Annotated in this window: 16 protein-coding genes; 9 read left to right on the forward strand and 7 right to left on the reverse strand. The window is 64.5% G+C overall.

Going from position 1 to position 19,527, the window contains the following annotated elements; genetic code table 11:
• Positions 1-15: 15 nt before the first annotated feature.
• The 7 genes from V5B44_RS16655 to smc all read right to left on the reverse strand — a co-directional run bounded on the left by V5B44_RS16655 (position 16) and on the right by smc (position 9,274).
• Positions 16-531: a low molecular weight protein-tyrosine-phosphatase gene (locus V5B44_RS16655; RefSeq protein WP_332360127.1), complete on the reverse strand. Its 516-nt coding sequence runs from the start codon at positions 529-531 to the stop codon at positions 16-18.
• An 84-nt stretch (positions 532-615) separates the two neighbouring features.
• Positions 616-1,149, reverse strand: coding sequence for a peptide deformylase (gene def / locus V5B44_RS16660; protein WP_332360128.1), 534 nt, complete (start codon positions 1,147-1,149; stop codon positions 616-618).
• Complete coding sequence (locus V5B44_RS16665; RefSeq protein WP_332360129.1) at positions 1,142-1,885, reverse strand: S-methyl-5'-thioinosine phosphorylase; 744 nt, start codon at positions 1,883-1,885, stop codon at positions 1,142-1,144. The genes def and V5B44_RS16665 overlap by 8 nt, the downstream gene beginning before the upstream one ends.
• A gap of 1 nt (position 1,886) precedes the next feature.
• Positions 1,887-2,435 carry a hypoxanthine-guanine phosphoribosyltransferase gene (locus tag V5B44_RS16670; protein WP_332360130.1) on the reverse strand — a complete coding sequence of 183 codons (549 nt, stop codon included), beginning with the start codon at positions 2,433-2,435 and terminating at the stop codon, positions 1,887-1,889.
• An 85-nt stretch (positions 2,436-2,520) separates the two neighbouring features.
• Positions 2,521-4,542 (reverse strand): NAD-dependent DNA ligase LigA, encoded by a 2,022-nt coding sequence (ligA, locus tag V5B44_RS16675; protein WP_332360131.1) that lies wholly within the window; start codon positions 4,540-4,542, stop codon positions 2,521-2,523.
• A 17-nt stretch (positions 4,543-4,559) separates the two neighbouring features.
• Positions 4,560-5,759 carry a cell division protein ZipA C-terminal FtsZ-binding domain-containing protein gene (locus tag V5B44_RS16680; protein WP_332360132.1) on the reverse strand — a complete coding sequence of 400 codons (1,200 nt, stop codon included), beginning with the start codon at positions 5,757-5,759 and terminating at the stop codon, positions 4,560-4,562.
• A gap of 8 nt (positions 5,760-5,767) precedes the next feature.
• Entirely contained in the window at positions 5,768-9,274 is a 3,507-nt protein-coding gene (gene smc / locus V5B44_RS16685) for a chromosome segregation protein SMC (protein ID WP_332360133.1), read from the reverse strand.
• Positions 9,275-9,461: 187 nt separating this feature from the next.
• Between smc and queF the strand changes: the two genes are divergently transcribed.
• From queF to pepN, 9 genes are all read left to right on the forward strand, one after another.
• Positions 9,462-9,908: a preQ(1) synthase gene (queF, locus tag V5B44_RS16690; protein ID WP_332360134.1), complete on the forward strand. Its 447-nt coding sequence runs from the start codon at positions 9,462-9,464 to the stop codon at positions 9,906-9,908.
• Positions 9,886-10,611 (forward strand): UPF0149 family protein, encoded by a 726-nt coding sequence (locus V5B44_RS16695; protein ID WP_332360135.1) that lies wholly within the window; start codon positions 9,886-9,888, stop codon positions 10,609-10,611. Before queF ends, V5B44_RS16695 begins: the two co-directional genes overlap by 23 nt.
• 199 nt (positions 10,612-10,810) lie before the next feature.
• Entirely contained in the window at positions 10,811-12,004 is a 1,194-nt protein-coding gene (gene dapC / locus V5B44_RS16700; protein ID WP_332360136.1) for a succinyldiaminopimelate transaminase, read from the forward strand.
• 11 nt (positions 12,005-12,015) lie between these two features.
• Positions 12,016-12,837, forward strand: a complete 822-nt coding sequence (gene dapD, locus V5B44_RS16705) for a 2,3,4,5-tetrahydropyridine-2,6-dicarboxylate N-succinyltransferase (protein WP_332360137.1) — start codon at positions 12,016-12,018, stop codon at positions 12,835-12,837.
• 35 nt (positions 12,838-12,872) lie between these two features.
• Positions 12,873-14,054: a PilT/PilU family type 4a pilus ATPase gene (locus V5B44_RS16710; RefSeq protein WP_332360138.1), complete on the forward strand. Its 1,182-nt coding sequence runs from the start codon at positions 12,873-12,875 to the stop codon at positions 14,052-14,054.
• A gap of 14 nt (positions 14,055-14,068) precedes the next feature.
• Complete coding sequence (dapE, locus tag V5B44_RS16715; RefSeq protein ID WP_332360139.1) at positions 14,069-15,235, forward strand: succinyl-diaminopimelate desuccinylase; 1,167 nt, start codon at positions 14,069-14,071, stop codon at positions 15,233-15,235.
• Complete coding sequence (gene prmB, locus V5B44_RS16720; RefSeq protein ID WP_332360141.1) at positions 15,228-16,121, forward strand: 50S ribosomal protein L3 N(5)-glutamine methyltransferase; 894 nt, start codon at positions 15,228-15,230, stop codon at positions 16,119-16,121. The genes dapE and prmB overlap by 8 nt, the downstream gene beginning before the upstream one ends.
• Positions 16,122-16,152: 31 nt before the next feature.
• Positions 16,153-16,785, forward strand: a complete 633-nt coding sequence (locus tag V5B44_RS16725; RefSeq protein WP_332360142.1) for a GDSL-type esterase/lipase family protein — start codon at positions 16,153-16,155, stop codon at positions 16,783-16,785.
• Between the two features lie 52 nt (positions 16,786-16,837).
• The gene (gene pepN, locus V5B44_RS16730; protein WP_332360143.1) at positions 16,838-19,501 is read left to right on the forward strand and encodes an aminopeptidase N; all 2,664 of its coding nucleotides are present in this window, start codon (positions 16,838-16,840) and stop codon (positions 19,499-19,501) included.
• Positions 19,502-19,527: the final 26 nt, after the last annotated feature.

The following is a 19,527-nucleotide window of genomic DNA, read 5'->3' on the forward strand; positions in this document are numbered from 1 at the left end:
GGGCCATAGCGCCGCTTACCCCCTGCCCGGCCCGCCCTGGCGGCGCGCGAAGTCGGCCAGCAGACCCTTCGCCGCCAGTTCGCAGAGATCGAGCACCCGTTCGAAACCTGACTCGGCACCGTAGTAGGGATCGGGGACCTCGGAGATGCCAAGGCCCTCGGCGTAGTCGAGGAAGAGCCCAAGCTTCGACCGGCTGTCGTCCGCGCGCAGGCGTTGCAATGCCGCGAGGTTGGCCTCGTCCATGGCCAGAATGCAGTCAAACCGATCGAAATCGGCCTTAATTACCGGGCGGGCGCGCAGTCTCGACAGATCGTATCCACGCCTGGCGGCAACGCGCCGCGCGCGTGCGTCCGGCGCCTCGCCGGCATGGTAATGGCCATGCGTTCCTGCCGAGTCGAACTCGAGCATGGCCGCCAGGCCCTGCTTCTGCGCCAGGCTTCGGGCGACTGCTTCGGCAATCGGCGAACGACAGATGTTGCCCATGCAGACGAAGAGAATCCGGTATCGATTGGCCGCGGCTGGCGTCCTCATCAGAAATCGTTCCCGCACCGGGCCGTGGCTGGGGGCCACCGCCGTCTTGCCAACGGCCACCGACAGCGCTCCCGCGGCAACACGCTATTCGACCGCACCGGCACCACCGTTCGGAAAAAGCTCGTCAACGAAACCGAAGCGGCTGAAATCCCTGATCCGCATCGGATAGAGAATGCCGTCGAGGTGGTCGCATTCGTGTTGCACCACGCGCGCGTGGAAACCAGCGACAGTGCGGTCGATCGGCCGACCGACGGCGTCGAAGCCGGTGTAGCGCAAATTGCGCCAGCGCGGCACCCAACCGCGCAGCCCCGGCACCGAGAGGCAGCCTTCCCAGCCTTCCTCGATCGCTGCCGAGAGCGGCGTCAACACCGGATTGATCAACACCGTCCGTGGAACCAGCTCGGCATCGGGATAGCGCGGATTACATTCGACGCCGAAAATCACCACGCGCAGGCCGACACCGATTTGCGGCGCCGCCAGGCCGGCACCGTCGAGGTGATGCATGGTCTCTTCCATGTCGGCAATCAGCGCGTGCAGATCCGGCCGATCGAAACGCTCGACCGGTCTGGCCTGCTGCCACAGGCGCGGGTCGCCCATTCTCAGGACAGGTCTAATCATCGCTGTTCAGCATCGCTTCGATGAGCGCACGCACTTGCGCCATCGCCCCCTCGAGGACTTGATGGATGGCATCCAGGCTGATGCCCGCGTGGCTGCCGCCCCGCCCCGCGGCATAGTTGGCCACGACGTTGATTGCCGCATAGGGCACGCCGAGTTCACGCGCCAGGGCGGCTTCCGGCATGCCGGTCATGCCGACAACATCGGCGCCATCGCGCTCAATGCGGTTGATTTCGGCGGCAGTTTCCAGGCGCGGCCCCTGCGTTGCCGCATAGACCGCAGAATCGCTGACCACGAGGCCGACCGCCGTACCCGCGTCGCGGAGCTTGCGGCGCAACGACTGATCGTAGGGATGCGAGAAGTCGACGTGCCTGACCGGGCTGTCGGGCCCTTCGTGATAGGTCGAATGGCGACCCCAGGTGTAGTCGATGATCTGGTGCGGGATGACCAGATCGCCCGGCCTGAGATCGGAACGAATGCCGCCGACCGCCGCCACCGAGACGATACCGGCGGGCGCACACTCGGCCAGGGCCCAGAGGTTCGCCCGGTAATTCACCTGGTGCGGCGGAATGCTGTGCGCATCCCCGTGCCGCGCCAGGAAAACCACTGGCCGATCGCCGATGCGGCCGAAGGTCAGTGCCGCGGACGGCTCGCCGTAAGGCGTGCCTGCCAGCCTGCGATGCGAAACCTCCAGGCTGGCCAGCCGGGTCAGGCCGCTACCGCCGATGATTGCCAGCATCTCAATCGTCCCGCATGGCGTAGATTGCCGGCAGATTGCGCCAGGCGCCAAAGACATCCATGCCGTAACCGAAGAGGAAGCGGTCAGGTACGGTCAGCGCCACGAAGTCGGCCGCAATCGGCTTCTTCCTGCCGATCAGCTTGTCGGCCAGCACCGCGGTATAACAGGCGTCGGCGCCCCGCTGCAGCAGCCGTTCACGAATCGCGGCCAGCGTCAGCCCTTCGTCGAGGATATCGTCCACCAGCAGCAGCGTGCGCCCGCTCACCGGGGTCGACGGCTCGGCACGCCAGGACAAGGCGCCACCCGCGATCTGCTGGCCGTAACGCGTGACATGCACGTAGTCGAAGTCGAGCGGAAAAGTCAGCTGCGTCATCAACTGGCCAGCAAAAGGCACGCCACCGTTCATCACGCACAGCAGGAGGGGGTTGCTGTCGCGCAGCCTTTCGGCAATTTCACACGCGACGCGGCTGACCGCGGCCGCGACCGTCTCCGCCGAGTGGATGATATCGGCCGAGGCGAGGATGGCCATGGCCTGTCGCGGGTCGCTCATGTCCCCTCCTCCGGGCTCGCCGGATGTTCTGCCAGGACAGCCCCGTGGTGACCGTGCTGCCGCGCCATCGGATCGCTGGACCGGTTCATGGCGCTGTCTGCTCCAGGTTCAGCAGAGTCAGCAACTGCCCCTCGTCGATCACCCTGATCGCGAGCAGCCGGGCCTTTTCGAGCTTGCTGCCGGCCTCGGCACCGGCGACGACGAAATCGGTCTTTTTCGAAACCGCGCTGCCGACCTTGCCACCCGCCGCTTCGATCAGCTCTTTGGCCGCATCACGGGTCAGCGAAGGCAGTGAACCGGTCAAGACGAACACCTTGCCGACCACGGCGCCGCGGGGCGGCACCGGCGCCTCGCCTTCGCTCCACACCACCCCGGCCGCACGCAACTGCTCGATCACCTCGAGGTTGTGCGGCTCGCTGCAGAACTGACGGATACTCTGCGCGACGATCGGGCCGACATCGGTCACCTGCAGCAACTGTGCTTCGTCGGCAGCCAGCAGCCGGTCGAGGCTGGCGAAGTGGCGCGCCAGATCCTTGGCTGTCGCTTCGCCGACGTTGCGGATGCCAAGCGCGTAGATGAAGCGCGCCAGCGTTGTCTGCTTGCTCTGCTCGATCGCCGCCAGCAGATTGCTCGCCGACTTCTCGGCCATCCGTTCGAGATTGACCAGGGCCAGCAATCCCAGCCGGTAGAGGTCGGCCGGCGTGCGCACGACGGCGCTATCGACCAGCTGTTCGACCAGTTTGTCACCGAGACCTTCGATATCCATCGCGCGACGCGAGGCGAAGTGCAGCAGTGCCTGCTTGCGCTGCGCCGGACAGTAGAGCCCGCCGCTGCAGCGCGCCACCGCCTCGTCCGGGTTGCGCACGACCTGCGAGCCGCAGACCGGGCAGCTTGTCGGCATGATGAATTGCCTGGCAGCCAGCGGACGCTTTTCGGGCAGGATGCGGGCGACTTCCGGAATCACGTCGCCCGCCCGGCGAACGACGACCGTATCGCCAATGCGCACGTCCTTGCGGCGGATCTCGTCCTCGTTGTGCAGGGTGGCGTTGGTCACCGTGACGCCGCCGACGAACACCGGCGCCAGCCGCGCCACCGGCGTCAGCGCGCCGGTCCGACCCACCTGGATCGAGATATCCAGCAACTCGGTGACGGCTTCCTCGGCCGGGAACTTGTGCGCAAGTGCAAAACGCGGTGCGCGCGAGACAAAACCCAGGCGCTCCTGCGCCGCCAGGTCATCGACTTTGTAGACCACGCCATCGATGTCGTAGGGCAGTGACTCGCGGCGCCGACCGATCTCGGCAAAATAGGCGAGCAGGCCCGCGAGGCCGCTGACCCGGCGCCGTTCCGGCGCCACCGGAAAACCCCATTCGGCGAGTTGGTCGAGCAAGGCCGAGTGCGTCGCCGGCAAGGCGGCGCCTTTGACCGAGCCCACGCCGTAGGCAAAGAAGCGCAGCGGCCGCGTCGCGGTGATCCCCGAGTCGAGCTGGCGCAGGCTACCGGCTGCGGCATTGCGCGCGTTGACATATTCCTTCTCGCCCCTCTCGCGCTGGCGGGCGTTTAGCCGCTCGAAATCGCTGCGCCAGAACAGCACCTCGCCACGCACCTCGAACCGATCCGGCCAGCCGCTGCCCTGCAGATGCAGCGGGATACTGTGCAAGGTGCGCAGGTTGGCCGTCACGTCCTCGCCTGTCGTACCGTCACCGCGCGTTGCGCCATGCACCAGAATGCCCTGTTCGTAGGACAGGCTGACCGCCAGCCCGTCGAATTTGGGATCGGCCGCATAAGCGACCTCAGCTTCGCTGCCCAGGCCCTCGCGGACACGGCGGTCAAAAACCTGTACCTCTTCGTCGGCGAAGGCGTTGCTGAGGGACAACATCGGGGTCGCATGGACGACCGACGCAAACTCGGGCAGCGGCGGGGCGCCGACCCTTTGCGTCGGCGAATCGCTGGTCACCAGTTCGGGGTGTTCGGCCTCCAGCGACTGCAGCTCGCGAAACAGGGTGTCGTACTCGGCGTCGCTGATCAGCGGTGCGTCAAGGACATAATACCGGTGGTTGTGCTTCTCGATCTCGACCCGCAGGGCACGGGCGCGCTCGCTGAAACTCATGCCCCAACCTTCGGGATTCAGGAGAACAGGCGCCGGGCCAGCGCCCCGCCTGCCGGTAATTGGCGATGCGCCATCGCTGTCTGGTACTGCACCACCTGCCGCCGGATTGGCTCGATCGCACTCTCGGACAGCGGACGCCGGTTATCGTCGACCAGCGCGCCGTGCAGCGAGTCGGCAAATCGCCGCCCGAGTTCGAGCATCTGGGTCAACACGCGATCACCACTCGCGACTCGCGGAACGTCGAGCAGGAAAGTGACGCCGTGCGTACTCATGGAGCGCATCGATTCGGCCGAAAAGCCTTGTGTCTCCTGGTTAAGCAGCACAAAGAGCAGATTGCCTTCGTCATCGACACGGGCAAAGCGGCCGTCTGCGTCGATGACCATGCCGGCCGATTCGGCCAGGGTACGCAACTTGGTCCCGGGGAAAACCTGCCCCTGGCTGATGACGTTGACGCCGATCTGAATATCGACCCCGGCACAGAACTCGTCAAGTTGCGACGCCAGCTGCAAAGCCGGTTCGCGTAGAGGCAACTCGGCAACGCCCATCAATTCGGTTGCCAGATCCTGTATGGCGACATGGAAGATCGACAGGTCGCCGTCACGGACCGGACCTTTGCGGTCAACGAGCTGCAGCCCGACGCGAATGTGCCGGTAGGCGCCATCACCGTCCTCGAGGATCGGCTCCCACTCGTGCGAGTGTTCGTTGAAGCCGATCCAGTTCACGGTTTTTCCAAGCCGCGCCAGGGCAGCGCGCTGCGCTTCACGAATCTGGTAGGCCGCCGCCGGCTCGGAAACCTCGATCGCGGCAATGTAATCGATTGCCGGCGACACGAGGCAAAGCGGCGCCGAAGTCGGGTGTGCAGGGTGTGCCGCGTGTACAGTCTCGCCGGCGGCATCGGCGTCGCTGTCCGACGCCACCTCTGCCAGCGCGGACGCCTCGCGCAACAGCGGCTCGACCCGCTCCTGCCCAGCCCTGGCGGTCGCGCCGGCGACGGCCGGCGGCAAATGGAAGTCGCCAATCGCCCGCGAAGCCTCGCCGGCGTACTCGTCAGCCCGGTCGTCAGCCGCCGCTTCATCGAGCAGGACGTCGGCCTGACGAGCGCTCAACAGTTCCTCGGCAAGTTTGCGATGCTTGTGTTCCTGCCACTTGTTGTAGGCCAGCACGCCGACGACCGCGGCGCCACCGAGGCCGATCAAACCCATCTGCAAGTCTGTCATGTCCATTCCTAAACGAGTTGCTCGCGCAAGCGCAGCGCTTCTTCCATGTCGACTTCAACGATGCGCGAGACGCCGGATTCCTGCATGGTCACACCGACGAGCTGTTGCGCCATCTCCATCGTGATCTTGTTGTGGCTGATGAACAGAAACTGCGTATTAGCCGACATGCGTCGCACCATCGCGCAGAAGCGTTCGGTATTGGTATCGTCAAGTGGCGCATCGACTTCGTCGAGCAGACAGAAGGGCGCCGGATTGAGCTGAAACATGGAGAATACCAGCGCAATCGCCGTCAACGCCTTTTCACCGCCGGAAAGCAGGTGAATCGTCGAGTTTTTTTTGCCGGGCGGCTGCGCCATCACCTGCAGGCCAGCATCGAGAATCTCGTCGCCGGTCATGATCAGCCTGGCCTCGCCGCCGCCGAAAAGCGTTGGAAAAAGTTCGCCAAAGCTGCGGTTGACCGCGTCGTAGGTCGTCTGCAGCAGATCGCGCGTTTCGCGGTCGATGCGCCGAATCGCATTCTCGAGCGTTTCCATCGCCTGCGTCAGGTCCGCCGACTGGGCGTCGAGGTATCCCTTGCGTTCACGTGCTGCTTCCAGTTCGTCGAGGGCCGCCAGATTAACGGCACCGAGTGCTTCAATCGAGCGTTGCAGCGCGGCGATCGCATTCTGCAAGCCGCCCGCGCGCGCGCCGGCGAGTTCGCCCAGCAGCGAAAATTCATCGGCATTGGCTTCGGTCAACTGCGCCGCGAACTGCTCGCAACTGAGACTGGCCGCCTGTTCCCTGAGCCGGAGTTCACCGATCCGGTTGCGCAGCGGGTCCAGGCTCTGCTCGACTTTCAGGCGCTCTTCGTCGAGCATGCGCAGACCGTTTGCCGCCGCCTCGAGGGCATCACGAGCGTTTGCCAGCGCGTGCTCGCGAGCCACGCGATGATCGAGCGCCTGCTGCAGTTCGGGCTCGAGATCCTCGGCCTGCATGGCGCTGGCGTTTTCCTCGCAGCGCGCCAGTTCTTCAACGATACGTGCCAGCTGCTGCCGCGCAAGCTCCTGGTTGCCGGCCAGCTCCTGCAGTTTGTTGCGACACTCGCGCTGCGCAAACTCGGCCTCGCGCAGTTCGCGTTCAGCGCCGTTGACCTGCTCGCGCTCGTCGCGCAGCATCCGCTCGCTGTGCTCAAACTCCGCCCGCGCCGCCTGCATCACCGTCTGCAGCTCGCTCACCCGTTGACGTTGCAGGTCGATGGCTTCGTCCGCAAGAAACAGGCGCTCGCTCTCGGTCTCTTCCTCGGCAACCATTTCAGCCAGACTCTCGTCGATCTGCTCCTGTCGCTCACGGAAGCGCTCCTGCGCCTGTGACAGCTTCAGCGTCTCGACCTGGATGGCATGCGCCTTGTCCTGCAGAACGCCCAGTTGCTGCCGCGCCTCGTGCAAAGCGTGTTGCGCATCGGCCAGGCGGCGTTCGACATCACCGAGGCTCGCCTGCGTGTGCGCCACCGTTTCGTCCCGCTGAGCGATCACCGCCGCCAGCGCGTCAATCTCGCGCTGACGTTCGAGCAGGCCGTGCGCCGCACTGTCCGGCGCAAACAGCGTCACACTCTGCCGGCTGACGATGTCGCCGCCGGCGGTCACGCAGCATCCGTTCGCTGCCAGCTGGCTGCGGCGCGCCAGAGCCGCAGCCAGGTCGGGAGCAGTCAGCACGTCGCCCAGCCAGTCGGCAAGAATCGACGACAAGGACGGATCGTCGCAGCGGATTCGCGCCAGCAGCCACTCGTCGGCAGTTGCCGGCGGCTGGCTCGCGCCGGCCAGGGGCAACAACAAGGTCAGCTTGCCGCCCGGGCGGTCCCTGCTCCATGCCGGGTCGGCACGTTCTGCCGGTAGAGCGGACAGCCGTTCGCGCAGGATCGCTTCGACCGCGTCTTCCCAACCGGCTTCGACGTGCAGGGATTTCCACAACGGCTCTCCCTGCTGCAGCCCGTGCCGGCGCAACCATTCGTCCAGTTTGCCGTTGGTCTGCAGGCGCTGCTGCAGTTGCTGCAGCGCAATCCGACGAGCGTTGGCCTCGGCACGTTCCTTCTGTGCGTGCTGAACTTCCGCCAGCACTTCCCGCCGTCGCTGTTCCAGGCGCGGCAGCTCGAGTTGCTGGCCCTTCTGACTCTCCAGGGCCGCACTGATCCTTTCACGCAGCTCGGCAAGCTCCTCCTGCTTGTCGGCAAATGCAGCGTCATCGGGGACCGCCATCGCCTGGCGATCGAGCGCCAGGCGCTCACGACGGCTGGCGACGATCTGCAGCGAGCGCTGCGCGTGCCCGCGATTCGCCTGCTCGACGTGCAGCCGCTGTTCGGCCTGGGCAATTTCCGTGCGCTCGCGGTTGACCGCCTCCAGAGCCGCGGCGTACTTCTCCTCGGCGAGAGGCAGGCGTTCCTGCCGCGCTTCGAGGCGCAGCTGCCCTTGTTCGACCTGCTCATCAGCAACCAGCAGCAGGCCCTGCCAGCGCTCGTCGTCGGTCGCCAGCTTCCCGGCCTGAGCCTGCCAATGCGCCCGGTCGTCGGTCAATTGGGCGAGCCGCGTCTCGTACTCGCGGCGCGAATCCCGCCGGTGGCGAATCTCGGCTTCCAGCCGTGCAACCTCGGCATTGGCCGCAAAGAGGTCACTCTGTGCCGCATGCACCCCATCGCTGGCGGCAAAATGAGCTTCGCGCGCCTCCTCGAGACGAGCCTCGAGATCACGCAGGGCCGCGTTCCGGGCTTCGAGATCGGTCGCTGCCTGTTCGATCTCGCGCGTCAGCCGTTCACGCTCCGACTGCGCTTCATTGCGCCGCAGCAGCCAGAGCAATTGCTGCTTGCGTGCGAGCTCGTCGCTGTATTCACGATACTGGCGAGCGACACTAGCCTGACCCTCGAGGCGCTCCATCTGGGACCCGAGCTCGAGGCGAATGTCTTCCACCCGCGTCAGGTTCTCGCGTGTGTCGCGCAGGCGGTTCTCGGTCTCCTTGCGTCTTTCCTTGTAACGGGTGACACCGGCTGCCTCTTCGAGAAAAACACGCAGTTCGTCCGGCTTGGCTTCGATGATTCGCGAAATGGTCCCCTGGCCGATGATGGCGTAAGCGCGGGGCCCGAGACCGGTACCGAGAAAGAGGTCGGTGACGTCCTTGCGGCGAACATGCAGGTTGTTGATGTAGTACTCGGACTGGCCGTTGCGCGTCAGCAGGCGCTTGACCGAGAGTTCCGCATACTGCGACCACTGGCCGGCGAGACGACCGAGCGAGTTGTCAAACACCAGTTCGACCGCCGCCCGCGAAACGGGTTTCCGACTCCCGGAACCGTTGAAAATCACATCCTGCATCGATTCGCCACGCAACTCCGAGGCTTTCGATTCGCCTAGCACCCAGCGCACGGAATCCATGACGTTGGACTTACCACAACCGTTGGGGCCAACGACGCCGACGAGCTGGCCAGGCAAGGCGAGCGTCGTCGGATCGACGAAGGACTTGAAGCCGGCGAGTTTCAGTTTGGTCAGGCGCATGAACGAGAACGCAACCGCTACAGTCGCGTCAGAAGAGATCGACAAGAGGATGATGTGGAGCGACTGTCAGCCCTCACCCCGGCAGTAAGCGAGCGAAAAATATTCCCCCGGAATGCCATCACAACTGACTATAATAGCATTCCGTCCGCCCGATTCGTTGCCCCCCCGAATGCCACCCGGAATCACAATGAGCACCCATCCGGTCCCAACCCTCGAAACCTTCCCAAATCCGGCCCCGCGGCGCGATTTCCATATCCACATGGAAATCCCTGAATTTACCTGCCTGTGCCCGAAAACCGGACAGCCGGACTTCGCGACACTGATTCTCGATTACATTCCTGCGCGGACCTGCGTCGAGCTGAAAAGCCTGAAGCTCTACGTCTGGTCGTTCCGCAACACCGGCTGTTTCCACGAGGACGTGACCAACCGCATCCTTGACGATCTGGCAAGCGCGACGAAACCTCGCTACATGCGACTGACGGCCCGCTTCTATGTCCGCGGCGGCATCTTTACCACGGTCGTCGCCGAACACCGCCAGAAAGGCTGGACGCCAGCGCCGACGGTGCAACTCGCGGAATTTCCCAGTCAATCCAGCACCCGGGGCCGAGATCATGAGCATCCAGGCACAACTTAGCGACAACCAACTCCTGCGACTCGAGCAACTTCTCGGTGGTCCCGTGCTGGCGCAGGCGATGCGCCTTGACGAAGCTCAGGGCTATCTCTGCGCGGCACTTTCCGGTCCGCAGCCAACCCCCGAGTCACAGTGGCTGAGCGAGGTGCTCGGCGACTCGGAACAAACTGCCGGTGATCACTGGCGCGAAGCGGCACACTTGCTGCGCTTGCTGGGAACCCAGTTGCAGGCCGAATTGGCGAGCGGCGATCCGCCGCTGCTACTGCTCTACGCCATGGACGAAGACGAGAACTCCGCCAGCGACTACGTCCCCTGGTGCCAGGCCTATCTGCATGGGATCGACACCGCACCCGCAGACTGGTTCGAGGCGCTTGGCGCGGATGATGACAAGGAGGACAGCGAGGAGATCGCTTACCTTGACGAGCAACTCTTTCCGCTGTTCATGCTCACCGGCGACGCCGAAGCGGCGGCCAGTGCAGCCGGCGAAGAATGGCTTTCGGGCAAGGATCTCGATCGTCTGCGCGAGGAGTGCGAAGAAAACCTGCCGCAGGCGGTGACCAACATCTACCGCTTCTGGGTCGCACACCGCGGCGTAGGGACCATTCGCCGCGAGGACCCCAGGATCGGCCGCAATGACCCTTGCCCCTGCGGCAGCGGCAAGAAGTTCAAGAAATGCTGCGGCGCCGTGCCGGCTGAGAGCGTGTAGAACCTTCGCCAGAAAGCGCCGTGCTTGCTGCCGTCGCTTGCACGCAGGTTGCATGCCCGCTGGCCCGCAACTGGCGGTATCCCGGTGCGGCGGCCCGAAGGGCACGCGGGGAACCGCCAATCCGTGTCTGCCGCGCTTGCTTTCACCGTCGCTCGATGCCCCTTATAATCCAGCGTCCCGCCACGAGACGTGCAAGCCAGTGAATCCCTTCCTCAGCAAGCTGCAACCGTACCCCTTCGAGAAGTTGCGGAAACTGTTTTCCGGTGTCACGCCTGACCCGCAGCAGCGCGAAATCAGACTGTCGATTGGCGAGCCGCAGCACGAGACGCCGGCGTTCATCAAGGACGCATTGACAGCTGGCCTCGCCGGGTTGGCCACCTATCCTACCACGCTCGGCAGCAGCGAATTGCGGCGGGGTATTGCCGCCTGGCTGGAGCGGCGTTACGGCCTGCACGGCATCGACGCGGAAACGCAGGTCATCCCGGTCAATGGCTCGCGCGAGGCCTTGTTCGCTTTTGCACAGACGATCATCGATCCATCGCGAGGCTACACGCCGCTGGTCGTCAGCCCCAACCCCTTCTACCAGATCTACGAGGGCGCGGCCTACCTTGCCGGTGCCGAGCCGAGATTCCTGAATACCTTGCCGGCCAACAATTACGCGTTTGACTTCACCGCGCTGAGCGAAGCCGAATGGCGGCGGGTGCAGCTGTTCTTCGTCTGCTCGCCGGGCAATCCGACCGGCAAGGTGCTGAACCTCGAGGACTGGCAGCAGTTGTTTGCCTTGGCCGACCGCTACGGCTTCGTGATCGCCTCCGACGAATGCTACTCGGAGATTTTCCTTGACGAAGCCGACCCACCGCTCGGCTGCCTGCAGGCCGCCAGCCTGCTCGGACGCGATTTCGAGCGGCTGGTCATGTTCTCCAGCCTGTCCAAGCGATCCAACGTGCCCGGCATGCGTTCGGGCTTCGTCGCCGGTGACCCGGCAACACTCAAGTCTTTCCTGCTCTACCGCACTTATCATGGCAGTGCGATGAACCCGGCGGTGCAAGCAGCCAGCGTCGCAGCCTGGAATGACGAGGCGCACGTTCGCGAAAACCGTCGCCAGTACCGGGAAAAGTTCGCGGCCGTCACGCCTCGCCTGGCGGAGGTCCTGCCGGCCGCCATCCCTGACGCCGGCTTCTATCTGTGGGTCCGGACGCCGGTCAGCGACAGCGAGTTCGCCCGTCGGCTACTCGCCGGCTATAATGTCATTCTTCTGCCGGGAACCTACCTGGCACGCACTTCCCAAGGGGTCAATCCAGGCGCCGGCTTCGTCCGCATCGCGCTCGTTGCGCCGCTCGCGGATTGCCTCGAAGCCGCCGAGCGAATCCGCTCATTCATTTCCAAACTCTAGGAATAGCAGACATGCAGGCCATCCAGCAGATCATCGATGAGGCGTGGGAAAACCGCAGCTCGCTACAACCCGGCACGGCGCCCGCAGCCATCGGCGAAGCCGTTGCCAGCGTTCTCGACCAGCTTGACCAAGGCGCCCTGCGCGTCGCCGAAAAGATTGACGGCGAATGGGTCACGCACCAATGGCTCAAGAAAGCCGTGCTGCTGTCGTTCCGACTGCAGGACAACAGCCTGATGGATGGCGGCGCGATGCGCTATTTCGACAAGGTGCCGAACAAGTTTGCCAGTTACGACAGCGAAAAATTTCTCCGCGGCGGTTTCCGCGTCGTTCCGCCGGCAACCGCCCGTCGCGGTGCCTTCATCGGCAAGAACGTGGTCCTGATGCCGTCATACGTCAATATTGGCGCCTATGTCGATGAAGGCACGATGGTTGACACCTGGGCAACGGTCGGATCCTGTGCCCAGATCGGCAAGAACGTCCACCTCTCGGGGGGGGTCGGCATCGGCGGCGTGCTCGAGCCGCTGCAGGCCAACCCGACGATCATCGAGGACAACTGCTTCATCGGCGCCCGCTCGGAGGTCGTCGAGGGGGTCATCATCGGTGAAGGCTCGGTCCTCTCGATGGGCGTCTATCTGGGTCAGTCGACCAAGATTCTTGATCGTGAAACCGGCGAAGTGAGCTACGGCCGGGTGCCGCCGGGCTCGGTGGTGGTGTCCGGCAACCTGCCGTCAAAAGACGGCAGCTACAGCCTTTACTGCGCGGTGATCGTCAAGAAGGTCGACGCCCGGACGCGAGCCAAGACCAGCATCAATGATCTGCTGCGCGGCGATTGATCGCCCCCCTCGGTGTTGAATCGGCGGTAAGACGAATGATCCTCGACAAGCTCTTTCAGGTGATGGCCGACCGGCAGGCTTCGGACATCTTTATCTGCGCCGGTGCACCGATCCACATCAAGATCCAGGGCAATTCCGTACCGATCAATCAACAGATGATGGATTCGGCGATGATCGAGAAGATCGCCGCCGAGTTGTTGAATCCCGAGCAGACAGCAGCCTTCGAAAAAACGAAGGAGATGAACCTCTCGTTCGGCGTCCCCAACCTGGGCAATTTTCGTATCAACCTGTTCCGGCAACGCGCCTCGATCTCGATCGTCATCCGTTATGTCATGGGTAACATTCCGGCCCTCGACTCGCTGAGTTTGCCCCCCGTGCTGGCCGACCTGGTCATGGAGAGACGGGGGCTGATCCTCATCGTCGGGGCGACGGGTTCGGGAAAATCGACCACCCTGGCGTCGATGCTCGATCACCGGAACACGCTTTGTTCGGGCCACATTCTCACCATCGAGGACCCGATCGAGTATCTGTTCCGGCACAAGAAGTCACTGGTCAACCAGCGCGAGATCGGAATGGACACCCTCGGCTGGGAAAACGCGTTGAAGAACGCGATGCGGCAGGCACCCGACTGCATCCTGATCGGCGAAATCCGCGACCGGGAGACCATGCAGGCGGCGATCGCCTACGCCCAGACCGGCCATCTGTGCCTCGGCACGCTGCATGCCAACAACAGCTACCACGCGCTCAATCGGGCCATCAACTTCTTCCCGCTGGATAGCCGGGGAGCCCTGTACATGGACCTCTCGGTCAGCCTGAAGGCGATCGTTTCGCAGCGGCTGGTGAAAAAAAGGGACGGCAAGCTGACCCCAGCGGTCGAGGTACTGCTCAACAGTTACCACGTGCAGGAACTGATCGAGGCTGGCGACGTGCCGGCCCTAAAGGAAGCGATGGAACAGAGCCTCGCACCCGGCTCACAGACCTTCGAGCAGGATCTGTTCCGGCTTTATCGCAACGACGTGATCACCCTGCAGGAAGCACTGCTCAATGCGGACTCACCCACCAACCTGTCGTGGCTGATCAACAACCACGAAGCAACCGGCAATCTGGCGACGGAAGCAAAGCCGCACGATGCTGTTTTCGACCTGTCAAGCACCAACCCTGGCGGCCCTTCCTACAAGGAATTCTCCCTCAGTCTGGATGACGCTGAGCAGCAGTAGGCAGGAACCAGCAGATGTCAGGTGACAGCAGCCGCATAGCGACAGGCGACGCCACGGTCAGACTGGCCGAGCAGCTGATTGCCTGTCGCTCGGTCACTCCCGAAGACGCCGGCTGCCTGGCGATCATCAGTAGCCGCCTCGCCGCGATCGGCTTCAGCTGCGAGTTCATCAATCGCGGCCGTGTCACCAACCTCTGGGCTCGCCGAGGCGACCGCAGTCCGCTAGTCTGTCTTGCCGGCCACACCGACGTCGTCCCTAGCGGACCGCTCGATGAGTGGCACAGCGACCCGTTCCTGCCGGTGCATCGGGATGGCATGCTGTATGGCCGCGGCGCCGCCGACATGAAGGCTTCGCTGGCCGCGTTCGTGACGGCGGCGGAAGCCTTCGTCGCCGCGCAGCCGGCGCATGGCGGCTCGCTCGCCTTCCTGCTCACCTCCGATGAGGAAGGCGATGCCGTGGACGGCACAGTCGTCGTCACCGACGCCCTGCAGCGGCGCGGCGAGTTGCTCGACTACTGCATCGTCGGCGAACCCACCGCGGTCCGCCGTCTCGGCGACATGGTCAAGAACGGCCGCCGCGGGTCACTCTCGGGGAGACTGACCGTCAAAGGCATTCAGGGCCACATCGCCTACCCGCATCTGGCGAAAAACCCGGTCCATCTCGTGGCGCCGGCGATCGCCACTCTGGCAGACATCGTCTGGGACGATGGCAACGACTTCTTTCCGCCAACGACCTGGCAAATCTCGAACATCCACGGCGGCGCCGGTGCGAATAACGTCATCCCCGGCAGTGTCATCATCGATTTCAACTTTCGCTTCGGCACCGCCAGCACCCCGCAGCAACTGCAGGCGACGATGTGCGACATCCTCGACCGCGCAGGCCTGGACTACGACATCGCCTGGACACTCGGCGCCAGGCCCTTCCTCACCGGCCGCGGCGCTTTGATCGACGCGGCGCTGCAGGCCATCGCCGCTGAAACCGGCATCGAAGCCGAGCTGTCGACCACGGGCGGCACATCGGACGGTCGCTTCATCGCGGACATCTGTCCGCAGGTCCTCGAGATTGGCCCGGTCAACGCCAGCATCCACAAGGTCAACGAGTGTGTGGCGCTAGCCGACTTGCCGCAACTGGCCGCCATCTATCGCCGCATCATCGAGCAGTTGCTGCCCGGCCATGCTTGAACAGGCCAGGACCGAACTCTCGACGCTGCGCGACCTGCTGCGCTTCGCCGTCAGCCGCTACAACGAGGCCAGGCTGTTCTTCGGGCACGGGACCGACAACGCCTGGGACGAAGCCGTCTATCTGCTGCTGCATAGCCTGCACCTGCCGCTCGACCGGCTCGAACCCTTTCTTGACGCGAAGCTGACCAGCGCTGAACGCGCCGACCTGCTGCACCTCATCGAACGCCGGGTCAAGGAACGTCTGCCGGTCGCCTACCTGACCAATGAGGCCTGGCTGGGCGAGTTCAGTTTCTACGTCGATGAACGGGTGATCGTTCCGCGCTCGTTCATCGCCGAACTGCTGCGCGAGCAGTTGGCGCCCTGGGTCGAGGACCCGGACGCGGTGGCTGACGTGCTCGACCTGTGCACCGGCTCGGCTTGCCTGGCAATCCTGGCGGCGCACGCCTTTCCGGCAGCCCGCATTGACGCCGTCGACCTCTCGCCCGATGCGCTTGCCGTGGCCAGGCACAACGTCGCGGACTATGATCTGGCAGCGCGCATTCGTCTCGTTGAAGGCAACCTTTTTGCCGGGCTGAAGAGCCGGCGTTACGACCTGATCATCGCCAATCCGCCCTACGTCAATGCCGTCGCGATGGCGACGCTACCCGCCGAGTATCGACGCGAACCCGAACTGGCGCTGGCAAGTGGCGACGATGGCCTGGATCTGACGCGTGCCATCCTCGCCGGAGCGCGCAGGCAGCTCAGGCCCCACGGACTGCTGGTCGTCGAGATCGGCCACAACCGCGAGGCACTCGAAGCCGCCTTCCCGGAGACACCCTTCACCTGGCTCGATACGACAGCCGGTGATCAGTATGTCTTCCTGCTGCACCGCGACGATCTGCCGTGAGCCGCGAAGAACCCGACCCCATCGCCCGAAAATGAGCCGCCTGCGCCTGCTGCTCTGGCTGGCTTTCACGCTGCTCGCCGGCTGCCAGGATTCACCACGCCTTGCCGCCCTGCCGGCCGGCAGCAGCGTGCTTGCCTTTGGCAACAGCATCACTTTCGGCACCGGCGCCAACCCGGCCGAGGATTACCCCAGCCGACTGGCCGCCAGTAGCGGCTGGCAGGTCCATAACGCCGGTCTCCCCGGCGATACCGCGGCGGCCGCCCGCGACAGGATGCGCGACGAACTCACTGCAACACGTCCGGCATTGGTCATCGTCGAAATCGGCGGCAATGACTTCCTGAGGCGGCGACCTGAAGCGGCCGTCAAGGAGGAGCTGCGGGCGATTATCGCCGCCATCCGGCATTCCGGCGCACAGGTGGTGCTGGTCGCCGTACCGAAGCTCTCGCTGATCGGCGTGGCAACCGGCAAGCTGCCGGACTCGACGATCTATGCCGAGCTCGCCGGCGAAGAAAGGCTGCCGCTGGTGGCCGGGGTTCTCGCCGCCGTCCTGTCCGACCCTGCGTTGAAAGCCGATGCCATCCACCCCAACGCCGACGGCTACCGTAAATTGGCTGAAGGCATTACCGAGCAGTTGCAGGCCACCGGATTACTGAAGAAGCCGTGATCGTCGACGTCCTGTCGATCAGCAACACCGGCAAGCCACCATCGAGGCACCAATGAAAACCGAAACCCCGCAACGAATCCATCGCCAGGATTACACCCCGCCGCCCTTTCTCGTTGACCAGGTGGACCTGGACATCCAGTTCCACAGCGGCGAAGTGCTGGTCAGCAGCCAGCTCCGCCTGCGGCGCAATCCGGTCGCCACGCCGGGACAGGCCCTGCAACTCGACGGCCACGGGCTCGAAACCCTCTCGCTGGCAATCAACGGCAGCCCCCTCGGCGAAGGCGGCTACAGCTGCAGTGACTCGCTGCTGACCATCGCCAGTCCGCCGGACACCCTGACACTGAGCTCGCTGGTGCGCGTCGATGCCGATCACAACACCAGCCTGTCGGGACTCTACCGCTCGAAAGACGGCTATTTCACCCAATGCGAGGCGCAGGGCTTCCGCAGGATCACCTGGTTCCCGGATCGCCCGGACATCATGTCGCGTTACGTCGTCACGCTGCATGCCGACAAGGCGGCGCTGCCGGTGCTGCTGGCCAACGGCAATCCGATCGGCAGCGGCGACGAAGGCGCCGACCGCCACTGGGCGCGCTGGGAGGATCCCTTTGCCAAGCCCTGCTATCTCTTTGCGCTCGTTGCCGCCCGCCTCGACGTGCTGCGCGATTATTTCACCACCGGCAGCGGTCGCCAGGTCCAGCTCGCTGTCTTCGTCGAGCCCGGCAAGCTCGACCAGTGCGCGCATGCGATGGACGCGCTGCAGCGCTCGATGCGCTGGGATGAAGCGGCTTTCGGACTCGAATGCGACCTCGATCACTACATGATCGTCGCGGTCGGCGACTTCAACATGGGCGCCATGGAAAACAAGGGCCTGAACATCTTCAATACGAAGTACGTTCTCGCCCGGGCCGATAGCGCCACCGACGGCGACTACCAGAACATCGACCGCGTCGTCGCGCACGAGTACTTCCACAACTGGACCGGCAACCGCGTCACCTGTCGCGACTGGTTTCAGCTCTCGCTCAAGGAGGGCCTGACCGTCTTCCGCGACCAGGAATTCGGCGCCGACATGCACAGTCGCGCGGTGACCCGCATCCGCGACGTGCGCGCGCTGCGCGCCGCCCAGTTCCCCGAGGACGCCGGCCCTATGGCGCATCCGGTGCGTCCCAACTCGTACATCGAGATCAACAACTTCTACACCAGCACGGTCTATGAAAAAGGCGCTGAAGTGGTACGCATGATCCAGACGCTGATCGGGAGGCAAGCCTTCCGGCGGGGCATGGATCTCTATTTCGCCCGCCACGATGGCCAGGCTGTGACCTGTGACGACTTCGTCGCCGCGATGGCCGACGCCTCCGGAATCGACCTGAGCCAGTTCAAGCGCTGGTACGATCACGCCGGCACGCCTCGCCTGCGGGCCAGCGGCGTTTATGACCCGGCGACCCGCCGCTACGTGCTCAGCCTGTCCCAGTCGGGGCCGACGGCCGCCGAGCCCGGCTCCCCTTCCCCCGACTCCCCTTCCCCTTTCCATATTCCAGTCGCCATTGGGCTCATCGACCCCCATGGCATCGACATGCCCCTCCACCTGGCCGGAGAAAGCGATCGCGCCGACCAGCAGCGAACGACCTGCGTCCTCTCCCTGACGGAACCCGAACAGGAGTTCGTCTTTGAAGATCTGGCTGCCGCCCCGGTACCGTCGCTGTTGCGCGACTTCTCGGCGCCCGTGATTCTCGATTACAACTGGCGCGATGAAGACCTGAGCCACCTCCTCGCCCACGACAGCGACCCCTTCAACCGCTGGGAAGCCGGACAACGCCTGGCCAGCCGCCTGATCCTGGCGGCCGCCGTGGACATCGCCGCCGGCCGGCCGGCGCACTGGCCACTGAGCTTTGCCGAAGCAGCGCTGCAGGTCCTGCTGCGCGCCGGGGAGGATCCGGCCTTCGCCGCAGAAGCGCTGACGCTGCCCGGCGAAGCGACGCTGGCGGAAGAAATCGCCATCGTCGACCCAGACGCACTGCACGCGGCCCGCAACGGCCTGCGCTGCTTCGTCGCGGAGCAACTACAGCACGAGCTACGGCAATGCTACGAATCGCTCGCGCCAGACGCGCCCTATCAGCCGACACCGGCAGCCGCCGGCAGGCGTGCCCTGCGCAACCTCTGCCTGGGCTACCTCAGCGAGCTCGATACCGCCGAAACGCGGACCCTGGCGATGCAGCAATTCGTATCGGCCGACAACATGACCGATCAGTTCGCCGCCCTGGCAACACTGGCGCAATACGACTGCCGAGAGCGCGCGCAAGCCCTGGCGGCGTTCTACGAGCGCTGGCATGACGAAGCACTGGTGGTCGACAAGTGGTTGTCGGTGCAGGCGTCGAGCCGATTGCCGGGAACGCTGGTGGTGGTGCAGGAACTGCTGGCTCACCCGGCGTTCGACCTGCATAACCCGAACAAGGTTTACGCCCTGCTGAATACTTTCGGCAACAACCATGTCCGGTTTCATGCCGCCGACGGCAGCGGATACTGCTTCCTGGCGGCGCAGATCGGCGCGCTTGATCCCAGCAATCCACAGGTGGCGGCACGCCTGGCGCGGCGTTTTGATCGCTGGCGCAAGTTCGACTCTGGCCGTCAGGCATACGCACGAGCCTCGCTCGAAAGTCTGCGGGCTATCGACGGCCTGTCGTCAGACGTGCTTGAGATCGTCGGGCGAGCCCTGGCCTAGCGCGACACGGCACATCCCGGCCGGCG

It is taken from the genome of Candidatus Accumulibacter necessarius, from assembly GCF_036625085.1.

Bases quoted from the DNA above. Each gene is read 5' to 3' on its own strand.
- V5B44_RS16655 (WP_332360127.1), bottom strand. From the start codon at position 531: ATGAGGACGCCAGCCGCGGCCAATCGATACCGGATTCTCTTCGTCTGC.
- def (WP_332360128.1), bottom strand. From the start codon at position 1,149: ATGATTAGACCTGTCCTGAGAATGGGCGACCCGCGCCTGTGGCAGCAG.
- V5B44_RS16665 (WP_332360129.1), bottom strand. From the start codon at position 1,885: ATGCTGGCAATCATCGGCGGTAGCGGCCTGACCCGGCTGGCCAGCCTG.
- V5B44_RS16670 (WP_332360130.1), bottom strand. From the start codon at position 2,435: ATGAGCGACCCGCGACAGGCCATGGCCATCCTCGCCTCGGCCGATATC.
- ligA (WP_332360131.1), bottom strand. From the start codon at position 4,542: ATGAGTTTCAGCGAGCGCGCCCGTGCCCTGCGGGTCGAGATCGAGAAG.
- V5B44_RS16680 (WP_332360132.1), bottom strand. From the start codon at position 5,759: ATGACAGACTTGCAGATGGGTTTGATCGGCCTCGGTGGCGCCGCGGTC.
- smc (WP_332360133.1), bottom strand. From the start codon at position 9,274: ATGCGCCTGACCAAACTGAAACTCGCCGGCTTCAAGTCCTTCGTCGAT.
- queF (WP_332360134.1), top strand. From the start codon at position 9,462: ATGAGCACCCATCCGGTCCCAACCCTCGAAACCTTCCCAAATCCGGCC.
- V5B44_RS16695 (WP_332360135.1), top strand. From the start codon at position 9,886: ATGAGCATCCAGGCACAACTTAGCGACAACCAACTCCTGCGACTCGAG.
- dapD (WP_332360137.1), top strand. From the start codon at position 12,016: ATGCAGGCCATCCAGCAGATCATCGATGAGGCGTGGGAAAACCGCAGC.
- V5B44_RS16710 (WP_332360138.1), top strand. From the start codon at position 12,873: ATGATCCTCGACAAGCTCTTTCAGGTGATGGCCGACCGGCAGGCTTCG.
- dapE (WP_332360139.1), top strand. From the start codon at position 14,069: ATGTCAGGTGACAGCAGCCGCATAGCGACAGGCGACGCCACGGTCAGA.
- prmB (WP_332360141.1), top strand. From the start codon at position 15,228: ATGCTTGAACAGGCCAGGACCGAACTCTCGACGCTGCGCGACCTGCTG.
- V5B44_RS16725 (WP_332360142.1), top strand. From the start codon at position 16,153: ATGAGCCGCCTGCGCCTGCTGCTCTGGCTGGCTTTCACGCTGCTCGCC.
- pepN (WP_332360143.1), top strand. From the start codon at position 16,838: ATGAAAACCGAAACCCCGCAACGAATCCATCGCCAGGATTACACCCCG.